Genomic DNA, 13,098 nt, shown 5'->3' on the forward strand with positions numbered 1-13,098 from the left:
AGGGAAAAACTTTCGAAAGGCTCCGAGATTCACGGCTCCACCGTCACCGGCGTGCCCACCTCGACATTGCGGTAGAAGGCGGCGGCCATGAAGCCGGGCATGCGGATGCAGCCGTGCGAGGCCGGATACCCGGGCAGGTACCCCTCATGCATGCCGGTGCCGCCCACGATGCGCATGAAGTACGGCATCTTTGCCCCGTCATAATGCGCGCCCTTCGGTCTCGGGTCCTTGCTGGTGTCCACATCCTTCTGCACCACATTGCCCTGGTCGTCCACGTAGTCGCCAAAGAGCGAGGACACATGGTGCAGGTCTTTTTCAATGATGTGGAAATGCCCTGTGACGGTGTTGCGCCCTTCGCGGCCGGATGAAATCTCAGAGACTCCCGCGAGCTGGCCGTCCTTGTAGAAATAGGCGCGCTGCTCAGACAGGCTGATGCGGATGGAGGGGCTGCCGCTCATGGTGTCGCCATTCCAGAAGTTGACCTCTTGTGGCGGGGGCGGTGGCGGCGGCTCCGCGCAGCCGGCGCATAAAAACAAAAGGGCGGCGGTGAAAAGGCAGGAGCTGAGTCGGATCATTTTCTGAGGCATGGCTTGCTGAGATGAAGTGACGAAATCTCGCCGCTCTCGGTGGAGTCAGCCTCCTCCGAATGCAGCGTGTGACTGCCATGGAATCGGATGAGCCGTCCGGCCCAGCCGTCTCCGTCTCCACCTGCGCACCGCCTGCGCACCGCCTGCGCACCGCCTGCGCAGCCGCCGCCAGGTTCATGAAGCCGGCGCCGGGGCCGCTTTCGATCCCTCTTCAGCGGCTCCTTCAACCAGGTGCCCGCCACAAGTCATGAACCTTCTTTTGATCCTTCTTATCCTCCTCCTCATCGGCGGCGGTGGCTATGGCTTCCGCTCCGGGAATCATTACCTAGGCGGTGGCGCCAGCCTTCTGGTGGTCATTCTGCTTGTCCTGATGCTCATGGGGCGTATTTAATCCCTCAGCGCCTCGCCTATCGGTGCGGCCGATCATCCATCTATCCCGCTCCATTGACATGAAACCGCACTCCTGCCGCCTCCTCCTTCCCGCCATGGCCCTGCTGGCCCTCTCTTCCTGCGCAGAACCCTCGGGAGCCGGACATGTGGACAGCGGGCACGGCTACCACAGCTACACCAAGCTGCCGGCCAACCACAGGGGCGGCGCCTACTACCACAAAGGCCGCTACTACACCGGCGGCCTGCACCAGACCGGCAGCTACACCCACGAAGGCCGTCAATACACCAGCCGCTATTTCCACGCCGGGCAGTACTACTATGGCGGCCAGCACCGGAACTTCGCGCGCGAAGACCACAACTTCCAGCACGGCGACTTCCCGGCTGGCAACTACACGGACGGCAACTACCAGGGCGTGAGCTGGAACGAGCATTGATGGCGCGGTCTTGACCGTGAATGCGGACGCCCCCAAGGAGGCGCTCCGGCTCCGGATGGACCGCCTGCGTCCCCGCAGGCCGTCTTCCGCGTCCCCGCGGAAGACCGTCTCGTGACTCCGCGTGGTCAAAAGCAGGCGCGTGCGGCAGGGCTTCCACGCGGGACGCACGCGCTCCCTCCGGAATGGACTGCCTGCGTCCCGCAGGCTGTCTTCCGCGTCCCCGCGGAAGACCGTCTCGTGACTCCGCGTGGTCAAAAGCAGGCGCGTGTGGCAGGGCTTCCACGCGGGACGCACGCGCTCCTTCCGGATGGACCGCCTGCGTCCCGCAGGCCGTCTTCCGCGTCCCCGCGGAAGACCGTCTCGTGACTCCGCGTGGTCAAAAGCAGGCGCGTGCGGCAGGGCTTCCTTTTTTTGTCAGCGCTGCGGCAGCCAGCCACGCCCAGCGCCACCCTTTTCGGTGGCAGCTTTCATGCGAAAGCCGCGGCTGCTCGCGCACGCGACAGACCCGCATCCCGCGCGGACGCCGGATGCCGCACGCTCTCCTTCTCTACTCCTTCGTCACCGCCTCATCCACATTCAGCAGCATCAGGCACAGGCTCGTCCACGCCGCGTGCTCCACCGGATCAATCGACTCGTCCCGCTTCGACTCCCCCACGCCCAGCAGCTTCACCGCCGCCGCACGATCTCCCGCCTGCTGCTGCCTCAACTTCCCAAGCTGCGCCTTCAGCAGCGCCGCCTCCGCCACCGCAGGCTCACGACACATCACCGCCCGAAACGCCTGCCGCAGCGCCGCATCTTCATCTCCGCGGCTTCCCAGCAGCACCCGCTGCGCCAGTGCACGCGCGGCCTCCACATAGGTCACATCATTCAGCGTCACCAGCGCCTGCAGCGGCGTGTTCGTGCGCGTGGCCTTGATCACGCAGGTCTGCCGCGCCGAATTGTCAAACAGCATCGTCGGCCCCACAATCCGCCGCCAGAACACATACAGCGTGCGGCGGTACAGCGCATCGCCGTGATCCTGCACATAGCTCTTCTTGCCAAAGGTCGCCTCCTCCCAGATCCCCTCCGGCTGGTACGGCTTCACGGCGGGGCCGCCGAGCCTGTCCTGCAGCAGCCCGGAGACAAACAGCGCCTGGTCCCGCAGCATCCATGAGGGCATGCGGAAGCGCGGCCCGCGCGCCAGATAACGGTTCTCCGGATCGCTCTGCGCATCGCTGATCTTGGACGACTGCTGATACGTCTCGCTCGTCACGATCAGCCGCATCAGCGCCTTCACATCCCAGCCGCTCTCGATGAACTCGGCCGCCAGCCAGTCCAGCAGTTCACGCTGCGGCGGCACCTCGCCCTGCAGGCCAAAATCCTCCGCCGTCTTCACCAGCCCCACGCCAAAGAAGGCCTGCCAGAAACGGTTCACCGTCACCCGTGCCGTCAGCGGATTGTCCCGGCTCACGATCCATTCCGCGAGGCCCAGGCGGTTCCGCGGCGCATCGCCCTTCATCGCCGGCAGGCTCGCGGGCACATTGAAGCTCACCTTCGTCGCAGTCGGCTTGTCATACGCGCCTTTCTCCAGCATGAAGGTCTCACGCGGCGCAGGCAGCGTGTCCATCACCATCACCTTGGTCACGGCATTGGCGGCGGAAACGCGTGCGCGCACAGCGGCCAGAAGCTTTTGCAGCAGCTTGCTGTAGGCGGCGTCCTTGTCCTTGAAATAACTCACCGCCTCCAGCAGCGGGTCCACGCCGCGGTTCTTGGGCTCCGTCTTGGCGATGTAGCTCGGCAGGTTTCCCGGCAGCTTGATGGCGTCAGACTCCGTCAGCGGCTTGCCCGCCGGACGTGGAAATTTCGTCAGCTCAAACGCCTCCACTTCCGTCGCGATGGCGTTCACTTTTTCAGTCGTCGCTTTCACCTGCGCGAGCTCCGCAGGCGTGGACATGTCCATGGCCGGGGCCGCCTGCCCGCTGCGCCCCTTGCCGTCCTCGCTGGTCTGGTTGAAGACGTCGTAGAGCCCGTAGTAGTCACGCATTGTCAGCGGATCAAACTTATGGTCGTGGCACTTCGAGCAGCCCATCGTCAGCCCCAGCCACACGGTGCTGGTGGTCTCCACGCGGTCCATCACATTCTCCACCCGCGTCTCCTCGGCGATGCGTCCGCCCTCACCATTGATCATGTGATTGCGATTAAACCCTGAGGCCAGCCTTTGCTCCTGCGTCGCATCCTTGATGAGATCCCCGCCAAGCTGCCACAGCGTAAAGCGGTCATACGGCATGTTCTCATTGATCGCCTTCACCACCCAGTCGCGCCACGGCCACATCGTCCGCTCGGGGTCCCCCTGGTAGCCGTTGGTATCCGCATAGCGCGCCGCATCCAGCCAGTCCCACGCCCAGCGCTCGCCAAAGCGCGGTGAATCCAGCAGCCGGCCCACCGCCTTCGTGTAGTCCTGCTTCAGTTCCTCCTCACTCGGTGGCAGCCCGGTCAGATCCAGCGACACACGCCGCAGCAGCGTCACCGCATCCGCCTTGGGCGAAGGCTTCATCCCCTTCTCCGCCAGCTTTGCCCGAACAAACGCATCAATGGGATTCTTCGCCCCCACACTCGGCACCTTGGGCCTTTCGATGCGCTCAAACGCCCAGTGCGTGCCCCACTTCGCGCCTTCGTCGATCCATTGCTTCAGCAGCTTCTTCTGCGCCTCCGTCAGCGTGCGGTTGCTCTTCGGCGTGGGCATCACCTCGTCCGGGTCGGTGCTGAAAATGCGCTCCACCAGGCTGCTCTGCGCGCTCTTCCCCGGCAGGATGGCCGCCACGCCGTCCTTCACCGCCTTGGCTTCCTTTTCCACATCCAGCCGCAGGTCCCCTTTCCTCTCCTTCGCATCCGGCCCATGACAGAAATAGCACTTGTCCGAAAGGATCGGCTGGATGTCCCGCGAGAAATCAATCGTCCCCGCAATGACAGCGGAGCTGAGGCTGAGGAGAACACAAATGACGCGCACAAAAGAGGATACGATCTCCGCAGGTTCAGTATTGCCAAACAACCATGCGGGAACCTAGCATGATTAAATGCACATCCCCACCCTCATCGAGCACAAGCGCGATGGTGGCGTGCTCACTTCCGAGGAGATCCATTTCGTCATCAGCGCCTTCACCCGGGGAGACATGCCCGAGTACCAGATGAGCGCGCTGGCCATGGCCATCTTCTTCCGCGGCATGACGCCGGAGGAAACCGCCGCGCTCACCGAGGCCATGTTGCACAGCGGCAGCATGCTGCTGTGGAATGACCACGACCCCATGCGGGTGGACAAGCACAGCACCGGCGGCATCGGCGACAAAACCTCCCTCATCCTCGCCCCGCTGCTGGCCTGCGACAACGTCTGGGTGCCCATGATCTCCGGCCGCGGCCTCGGCATCACGGGTGGCACCTTGGACAAACTCGAAAGCATCCCCGGCTTCCGCACCCAGCTCAACGAGGTGGAGATTCACAACGTGATCGACCGCGTCGGCTGCGTCATGGTAGGCCAGACCGCCGGCATCTGCCCCGCCGACAAAAAGCTCTACGCCCTGCGCGATGTCACCGCCACCGTGCCAAGCATCCCGCTCATCACCGCCAGCATCATGAGCAAAAAGCTCGCCGAAGGCCTGAACCGCCTCGTGCTGGATGTAAAGTGGGGCAGCGGCGCCTTCATGAAAACCCAGGAGGAGGCCCATCGCCTTGCCCAAAGCCTCGTCACCGTCGGCGAAGCCATGGGCGTCCGCTCCAGCGTGCGCCTCAGCCCAATGAACGAACCCACCGGTGAAGCCGTCGGCAACGCCCTCGAAGTCGCCGAATGCGTGCGCTGTTTGCAGGGTCAGGGACCTAAGGATCTGGAGGAAATTGTCCTCGATCTCGCCTCCACCGTTTCCATTTCCTCCCGCTCCGACCTCGCCGCCATGCTGCATCAGGGCGCAGCCTGGCGCAAATTCCAGCACATGGTGGAAGCTCAGGGCGGCAGCGCCCACGCCCTCGAAAAGATGGCCGCCATCCACCGCGCCCCCTTCATCGGCGACCTCAAATCCACCACCAGCGGCACCCTCACCCGCATGGACGCCGGCGGCATCGGCCAGGCCGTCCTCGAGCTCGGCGCCGGACGCGCGAAGGCCGCCGATCCCATCGATCCCGCCGTCGGCTGCGACCACATCGCCAAGACCGGCACCCAGGTGCACGCGGGCGATGTGCTGCTGCGCGTGCACGCCCGCACCAAAGGCGCGCTGTTTCGCACGCTGGATGTTCTGGCGGAGTGCGTGGAGATTGTGTGAGCACGCGCTGAATGACCTGCCGCTGCTGCGAAGCAAAGTACTTGTGAGCTTTAGCTCACTCTGGAAGTCTCCACCCCTTCCAGAACGAACTAAAGTTCGTGAGTACTTTAATCCGCGCCCGGCCCTCTCTGAACTTGCGGCGCAAATCTGTATTGTTCCAACGTTTGCTTCCTATGAATCGCCGCCGCTTTCTCCAGACCACCGCCGCTGTCACTTCCGCGTTGCTGCATGAATCCGCCCAGGCCGCGCCGCATGCCACGCGCATCATCGACACGCACACGCATTTCTACGATCCCACCCGCCCCGGCGGCGTGCCGTGGCCCACGAAGGGCACCCCTCTCTACCGCACCGTGCTGCCTGCCGACTGGCTGGCTGTGGCCGCGCCGCACGGCGTCAAAGAAACCGTCGTCGTGGAAGCCAGCCCGCTGGTGGAGGACAACCAGTGGATTCTCGATCTCGCCGCGAAGGAGAAAAGCATCGTCGGCTTCGTCGGTCATCTCGATCCCGGCGCAGAGTTCGCCGCCAACCTGCAACGCTTTGCGGCGAACCCCATCTTCCGCGGCGTGCGCTGGAGCGGCACGTCGTTGCAGGACGCCGCCAAACAAACCGCCGTGCTGGAGGGCGCGAAACTTCTGGCCAAACATGGGCTTGAACTCGACCTCAACGGCGGCCCCACCTACCTCCCACACGCCGCCAGGCTCGCCGCCGATGTGCCCGACCTGCGCGTCCTCATCAACCACCTCGGCGCCTCCGGCGATCCCCAGTCCCTGCGCCCTGAGTGGAAGGAAAACATCCGCATCGTGGCGAAGCAGCCGAACACCTTCATGAAGGTCTCCGCCCTGGTGGAGCAGGTGAAGTGTGACTACGGCAAAGCTCCGACCGACACCGCCTACTACCTCCCCGTGCTCGACCACCTCTGGGAATCCTTCGGCCCCGACCGCCTCATCTACGGCAGCAACTGGCCCGTCTCCGACAAAGGCGCCCCGTATGACGGGGTCTTCAGAGTGGTGGACGAATACTTCCGCAGCAAAGGCAGCGAGGCGTGTGAGAAGTACTTCTGGAAGAACTCGAAAGAGGCGTATCGGTGGGTGGAGCGGAAGTAAAGTCGTTGAAATTGTCCTTGGCAACGATGCAATCTCAAAATGTCCCATGAGCATTCAATCTGCTTTTCATCGCGGTGTGCAGCCCTTGTTCAATCTCCGGCTTCCCGGTAAAGAGGCCGCGGTGCTATCCATGCAACCAGAGCAAGCCCTGAGTGATCGCATCGAAGAACTCGCCGGCAAGTCCACCGAAGGCACACTGACCACCGACGAACGCGATGAATACGATGGCTACGTACGAGCCAACAAATTCACCGCGGTGCTACGTCGACACGCCCTCCAAATGCAATCTGAAAAGGCATCGTGATCTGGCTTCCTGCTGATACCTCATTTAAAGTCATTCGTCATTCCTCATTCTGGTTTCGTCATTCCCGTTCATGCGCCTCGTCCTCCAACGCGTCTCCTCCGCCTCCGTCACTGTCGATGGAAGCATCACCGGCCAGATCGGCACCGGCTTCATGATCCTTGCCGGCATCGAGCATGAGGACACGGTCGAAGATGCGACCTGGCTGGTGCAGAAGGTCGCGCAGATGCGCGTGTTTGGCGATGCGGAGGGGAAGATGAACCTCAGCGTGAAGGACGTGGGCGGCGAGCTGCTGGTGGTGAGCCAGTTCACCCTGCATGCCAGCACCAAGAAAGGGAACCGCCCCAGCTTCATCCGCGCCGCGCGGCCGGAAACGGCCATCCCGCTCTATGAGCAGTTCCTCGCGCTGCTGGAGGCCGAAATGGGCAAACCGGTGGCAAGGGGCATCTTCGGTGCCGACATGAAGGTGGCGCTGGTTAATGACGGCCCGGTGACGATCTGCATTGATTCGCGGGCGCGGGAGTGAAGTAGCCTTGTTCCTGCGGAACAAGGATGCGCTTTCTGAGACACAAATCAGGCGGAAAGGCCTGACCAGGTGCTTGGGGTGTGGCGGAGCTCTCCCTTGTTGCACAGCAACAAGGCTACTTACAAAGAAGGACGGACCGGAGTCCGCCCTTCTCGTTTTGGGTTTTCAGGTTTGTGGGGGAAAGTGCGGGATCAGGACAACCGGGGCTTCACCAGCGTTTCGAGGCGGTTCACACCGCGGCGGATGCGGGCTTTGATGGTGCCCAGCGGCTCATGCAGCCGCTCGGCCACTTCAGCCTGCGTCAGGCCGGTGAAGTAGGTCAGCTCGATGGCCTCGCGCTGATCCTGAGTGAGGCGTGACACCGCATTGTGGAGAATGGTGTCGCGTTCCTTGAACTCCAGGTTTTCGTGGCCGGAGGGCTCAAATTCGAACTGATCCTTTTTGTTCTCGGTTTCAAAGTCGTCATTGAGGCGTGAGCGCCGCTGCTTGGAGCGGATGCGGTCGATGGCCCGGTTGCGCGCCAGAGTGGTCAGCCAGGTGAGAGGCTTGCCTTTGCGGGGCTCGTAGAGGTGGGCCTTGTTCCAGACCTGCACCAGAACCTCCTGCATGACGTCCTCCGTATCGTGGTGGTCGTTCAGGACATTGGAGATGGAAGCGAAAATGAGGCCGCTATATTTTTTGTAGAAGGTCTGAAAGCTGGCGGAGTCACGCTCGGAGATGCGCTTCAGAAGGCGGATGTCTTCGAGGACATTGGGGTCTAACTCAGGGGTTTTTTCAGTCGCGTTCATGGTGATTGGGGGAAGCTGACAAAGTTAATAATTGCGACAAAAAGTCGTTTCGTCAAAGATTTGTTTCCGTTTTGTCTAACTTTTTGAGCGTATTGTCTAACTTTTTGCGACCTAGAAATTAATCATGGAGGTGAAGGCCGCTTATGGATGAGACGGAGCAGATGGAAAATATTCCCAGCTTCCTTGCCCACCCGAAAACGGGCTTGTTTCAGAGCGCGCACATCGACTGGGTACGCCCATGGAATCGGCGTCCGAGCCCTGTTTGGATGGTGAAATCAGCCCTTAAAAACTGGTGTTACTTAGCCCTTTTTCCTGAGGCTTTCTTCGGGGCGGGCTTCGGTGCCTCCCGGCCATTGGGCAGAGCCTTGTCATAGCGCGGATTGCTGGTGGGCATCACAGCACCCACGTCCTTGCGCCAGGCCTCCAGTTCTTTCAGCATGGCCTGCACCCGCCCTGGCTCCTGAGAGGCGAGATTGTGGGTCTCGCCCAGGTCGGTCTTCAGATTGAAAAGCTCGGGCTGGTCCTGCTCATACCACTGGATGAGCTTCCAGTCGCCCTGGCGCATGGCGGCTCCGGGCGCGCCGCCCTGGTTGCCGTAGTGGGGGTAGTGCCAGAAGAGCGCGCGGTTGGGCAGGTCTCCCTTCCCCTCCAGCAGCGGGCGCAGGCTCTCGCCGTCGATCTTGTGGACCGGCTTGGTGGCGGTCAGGTCGGCCAGCGTGGCGTAGTAGTCCGGGCTGCATACGGGCGTGGTCACCTCCGCCCCCGGATTCACTACACCCGGCCAGCGCACGATGAGCGGCTCGCGGATGCCGCCCTCATACAGCCAGCCCTTGCCACCGCGCAGGGGCAGATTGGAAGTGGGGGAGCCCTCGCTGGTGCTCAGGCCGCCATTGTCGGAGGTAAAAATGACCAGGGTGTTTTTGTCCAGGCCCAGCGCCTCCAGCTTGGCCAGCACCTTGCCCACGGCGGCGTCCATGGCCTCCACCATGCCAGCATAGACGGCGTGCTCCTGCACCAGGCGCACATCGCGGGGCTCCTCACGGCCAAACTTCGGCTGCAGGCCCAGCTTCTGCCGCTTCTCCTCATACTTCGCCTGCAAATCCGGGCGCGACATCAGCGGCGTGTGCACGGAGTAGAAGGAGAAGAACACGAAGAAAGGCTGCGCCTTGTGTGCCTCGATGAACTTCCCCGCCTCGGTGGCCAGGCGGTCCGGCAGGTGCTCGCCGGGCGGCCCATCCGGCAGGCGCGGGTTGTCGTAGGGCACGAAGTATTTGCCACGGCCATAGGGGCCGCCGCGGTCGGTGCCGCCCATGTTCACATCGTAGCCCTGGGTCTCCGGCCAGAAGCCCTCCGGGCCCAGGTGCCACTTCCCGCCAAAAAAGGTGGCGTAGCCCGCGCTCTTCATGAGCTCTCCCAGCGTCACCTCCTCATGCGCCAGGCGGTCTGAGTACGGCGCGGGCAGCAGGTGGGTGTTGCGCTTCCAGCCTTCCGGCTTCAGCGGAGAGCCGATGTAGTCCGTGATGCCCGTGCGCTGCGGCCAGCGGCCGGTCTGGATGGCCGCACGCGAGGGCGAGCAGACCGGGCAGGCGGCATAGGCATCCGTAAACCGCGCACCTTCTCTGGCCAGGCGGTCGATATTCGGCGTCTCGTAAAAGGTGCTGCCGTAGCAGCCCAGGTCGCGCTGGCCCAGATCATCCACCAGGAAGAAGACCACATTGGGCCGCTCAGCGGCGTGGAGCGCGGCGGCAGAGACGGCGAGGAGAAGAAGGGATTTCCAAAACATGGCCCATGAAAACGCCGCGCACGCCCGGACCTTGCCCGCCTTCTGCCCCCGCCATTCCCCCTTGCACGCGGGCCGAATCCGCCGACTCTACGCGCCCTTTTTTCCGCCATGATCCCCAACGCCTACCGTTCTCTTCACTGCAACGCCGTCCGCTCTGAGCACATCGGCCAGAATGTCACACTGTGTGGCTGGGTGAATTCGGCTCGCGACCATGGCGGCGTCATCTTCATCGACCTGCGCGACCGCGAAGGCCTGACCCAGGTGGTCTTCCGCCCGGAAGAAAACGCCGAGCTCGCCGCGCAGAGCCATCACCTGCGCGATGAAGACGTGCTGCAGATCACCGGCAAGGTGGCCGCACGCCTCAAGGGCACCGAAAACGCCAAGCTGGGCACCGGCGATGTCGAGATCGTCGCCTCCGAGTGCAAAGTGCTCAACAAGGCCGATGTGCTGCCCTTCCAGCTCGACCGCGAGCTTTCCAACGAGGACATGCGGATGAAGTACCGTTACCTGGACCTGCGCCGCGAGCGCATGAACCGGAACATCCGCACGCGCCACAAGATCACCAACGCCGCGCGCAACCACCTCGACGCCGCCGGCTTCATCGAGGTGGAGACACCCATCCTCAGCAACCCGACGCCCGAAGGCGCGCGCGACTTCCTCGTACCTGCGCGTCTGAACCCCGGCAAATTCTACGCGCTGCCGCAGGCCCCGCAGCAGTACAAGCAGCTCATGATGGTGGCTGGCCTGGAGCGCTACTTCCAGATCGCCCGCTGCTTCCGCGACGAAGACCTGCGCGCCGACCGCCAGCCGGAGTTCACCCAGATCGACATCGAGGCCAGCTTCATCCAGCGCGATGACATCGTGAACCTCGTCGAAGGCCTGCTCGTGAGCATGTTCAAGGCCGGCACCGGCCGCGACATCCCCGCACCCTTTCCACGCATGACCTACCAGGAGGCCATGGACCGCTACGGCTCCGACAAGCCGGACACGCGCTACGGCAACGAGATCGTGGACATGGCCGATGTGTTTGCGAACAGCGGCTTTAAGATCTTCCGCACCACCATTGAAAACGGCGGCGTCGTGCGCGCCATCAATGCCAAGGGCTTTGCCGGCATCACCACCGGTCAGATGATCCGCCTCAACGAGATCGCCACGCAGGCCGGCATGAAGGTGAAGCAGCTCGCCTTCATCAAGATTGAAAACGGCGAGTACAAGTCCCCGCTGTGGAAGTTCTTCGCCGGCGAGGAGCAGCAGGCTATGATTCAAAAGCTCGGCGCCGAAGAAGGCGACCTCATCTTCTTCTACGCCGGCACCTGGCAGGAAGCTTGCGACATTCTCGGCCGCGTGCGCGTGGAGATCGCCAACATGATGCAGCTCACCAAGGACAGCACCGCGCTGAACTTCCTGTGGGTCGTCGATTTCCCGCTGCTGGCCCAGGATGCGGAGACGCAGAGCTGGGTGGCCGTGCATCATCCCTTCACCCGTCCGAAGACCGAGGACATCCCGCTCATGGAAGCCGGCGAATATGCCAAGGTGCGCGCCGAAGCCTACGACGTGGTCCTCAACGGCTACGAACTTGGAGGCGGCTCCATCCGAATTCATGAAAAGGATCTGCAGGCCAAGCTCTTCAGCGTGCTCGGCGTGAACGAAGAGGAGCAGGCGCACAAGTTTGGCCACCTCCTCGACGCCTTCCGCTTCGGTGCCCCGCCCCACGGCGGCCTCGCGCTGGGCCTGGACCGCATCGCCATGCTGGTGAGCGGAGAGGACAGCATCCGCGAAGTCATCGCCTTCCCGAAAAACAACAAGGGCAGCGATTTGATGACGGACAGCCCGACGCAGATCGACTTCAAGACCCTGCGGGAGATCTACATCCAGAGCACTTACAAGGAGAAGAAGCCGGAGGCGGCGTAAAGGAGCTTTGTTCCTGCGGAACAAAGAACCGCTCCGCCGCACCCACAACCAGCGGCACGCCATGAAGCCTCTTCGCTGCTGTGCGGCATGGGGTGCACTGGGCTTCGCAGGCAGGGTCTTTCTGGACCGCCGGGCTCCGGGCTGTTTGCGGAGCGCTGCCTTGTTCCGCAGGAACAAGGCTACTTTGGCTTCGCCCAGACGCGATATTCGCCTTCTTTCAGGCGGGCCTTGATGGGATTGTTCAGGATGTACTCCCGGAACTTCTCCAGGCTTGCGGGTGTGCGAACGAGGTGGTCAAAGCTCTCCCATTGCCAGAACTGGCCTTCACGACCGAGGGCCTTGTTGATCTGCATCGCCGTGAAGTTTTTCCAATTGCGGCAATGCTTTTTCATCTCGCCGCGCCCTGAAACTCCCGCCAGGACATGCACGTGGTTTGGCATGACGACAAAGGCCTCCAGGTCATAGCGTTCGCCGTCAAAGTATCGCAAACTGCTTTCGACGACCTCACCCAGGTCCCGTCTGCGAAGAACGCATTCACCATGCCCCTCATCGAGCAGGGCGTTCCAGCGCGCGGTGAAGAGCTGATGAAACTCCTGCCGGTCGGCGTCTGGCAAGATTTCAAACACCCGATGCCAATCCTCGATTGATGGATCAATCCCACGCGCCCTCAGCCATGAGTCACGCTCCTTTTCCCAACGCTCCAGCGCAGCCTTTGGCATGGAATCCGCCATACGCCAGGTGATGAAGTAGAAGGCATTCAGCTGCTCCCAATGTGGAAGATTGCCCTGGCTGACATCCGTCTTCGCCGCGGGGTCAAAGAAGCGGTATTCCATCGCGAAGCGTAAAGTAGCGTTGTTGCTGTGCAACAAGGAACCGCTCCGCTGCATCCAAGGCCATCAGCATAAAGCTGCGCTTTCTTTGCCGCTGGGCGGCATGGGGCGCGTCGCGCTTCGCTTGCAGGGCGCTTTTGGACTACCGGGTTCCTGGCT

At 62.6% G+C, this 13,098-nt stretch carries 12 protein-coding genes; 7 read left to right on the forward strand and 5 right to left on the reverse strand.

What is annotated here, in order from left to right; genetic code table 11:
• Positions 1-29 precede the first annotated feature (29 nt).
• Complete coding sequence (locus ACILSQ_RS14710) at positions 30-575, reverse strand: L,D-transpeptidase family protein (protein WP_395744399.1); 546 nt, start codon at positions 573-575, stop codon at positions 30-32.
• A gap of 259 nt (positions 576-834) precedes the next feature.
• Here ACILSQ_RS14710 and ACILSQ_RS14715 point away from each other — a divergent pair, with 259 nt between their 5' ends.
• Entirely contained in the window at positions 835-978 is a 144-nt protein-coding gene (locus tag ACILSQ_RS14715) for a DUF3309 family protein (protein ID WP_395744400.1), read from the forward strand.
• Between the two features lie 58 nt (positions 979-1,036).
• Positions 1,037-1,411, forward strand: a complete 375-nt coding sequence (locus tag ACILSQ_RS14720) for a hypothetical protein (RefSeq protein WP_395744401.1) — start codon at positions 1,037-1,039, stop codon at positions 1,409-1,411.
• Between the two features lie 547 nt (positions 1,412-1,958).
• Here the strand turns inward: ACILSQ_RS14720 and ACILSQ_RS14725 are convergent.
• The gene (locus tag ACILSQ_RS14725) at positions 1,959-4,397 is read right to left on the reverse strand and encodes a PSD1 and planctomycete cytochrome C domain-containing protein (RefSeq protein WP_395744402.1); all 2,439 of its coding nucleotides are present in this window, start codon (positions 4,395-4,397) and stop codon (positions 1,959-1,961) included.
• 67 nt (positions 4,398-4,464) lie between these two features.
• Between ACILSQ_RS14725 and ACILSQ_RS14730 the strand changes: the two genes are divergently transcribed.
• The 4 genes from ACILSQ_RS14730 (at position 4,465) to dtd (ending at position 7,627) form a co-directional block, all read left to right on the forward strand.
• Positions 4,465-5,697, forward strand: a complete 1,233-nt coding sequence (locus ACILSQ_RS14730; protein ID WP_395744403.1) for a thymidine phosphorylase — start codon at positions 4,465-4,467, stop codon at positions 5,695-5,697.
• A 173-nt stretch (positions 5,698-5,870) separates the two neighbouring features.
• On the forward strand, positions 5,871-6,800 hold the full coding sequence (locus ACILSQ_RS14735; RefSeq protein WP_395744404.1) for an amidohydrolase family protein: 930 nt from the start codon (positions 5,871-5,873) through the stop codon (positions 6,798-6,800).
• A 46-nt stretch (positions 6,801-6,846) separates the two neighbouring features.
• Positions 6,847-7,104: a hypothetical protein gene (locus ACILSQ_RS14740; RefSeq protein WP_395744405.1), complete on the forward strand. Its 258-nt coding sequence runs from the start codon at positions 6,847-6,849 to the stop codon at positions 7,102-7,104.
• A 70-nt stretch (positions 7,105-7,174) separates the two neighbouring features.
• The gene (gene dtd / locus ACILSQ_RS14745; protein WP_395744406.1) at positions 7,175-7,627 is read left to right on the forward strand and encodes a D-aminoacyl-tRNA deacylase; all 453 of its coding nucleotides are present in this window, start codon (positions 7,175-7,177) and stop codon (positions 7,625-7,627) included.
• Positions 7,628-7,818: 191 nt separating this feature from the next.
• Here dtd and ACILSQ_RS14750 read toward each other — a convergent pair whose 3' ends face one another.
• Positions 7,819-8,415 carry an RNA polymerase sigma factor gene (locus ACILSQ_RS14750; protein ID WP_395744407.1) on the reverse strand — a complete coding sequence of 199 codons (597 nt, stop codon included), beginning with the start codon at positions 8,413-8,415 and terminating at the stop codon, positions 7,819-7,821.
• Between the two features lie 295 nt (positions 8,416-8,710).
• A complete protein-coding gene (locus ACILSQ_RS14755) occupies positions 8,711-10,198 on the reverse strand; it encodes a sulfatase (RefSeq protein WP_395744408.1) in 1,488 nt (495 codons plus the stop codon).
• A 108-nt stretch (positions 10,199-10,306) separates the two neighbouring features.
• On the opposite strand from ACILSQ_RS14755, the gene aspS reads away from it, so the two are divergent.
• Entirely contained in the window at positions 10,307-12,109 is a 1,803-nt protein-coding gene (aspS, locus tag ACILSQ_RS14760) for an aspartate--tRNA ligase (RefSeq protein ID WP_395744409.1), read from the forward strand.
• 179 nt (positions 12,110-12,288) lie between these two features.
• On the opposite strand, the gene ACILSQ_RS14765 is transcribed toward aspS, so the two are convergent.
• Positions 12,289-12,942 (reverse strand): transposase, encoded by a 654-nt coding sequence (locus ACILSQ_RS14765; protein WP_395744410.1) that lies wholly within the window; start codon positions 12,940-12,942, stop codon positions 12,289-12,291.
• Between the last annotated feature and the right edge of the window lie 156 nt (positions 12,943-13,098).

Origin of the sequence: Prosthecobacter sp. (assembly GCF_044227185.1) — a bacterium.
In the GTDB taxonomy this organism is placed as follows: domain Bacteria; phylum Verrucomicrobiota; class Verrucomicrobiia; order Verrucomicrobiales; family Verrucomicrobiaceae; genus Prosthecobacter.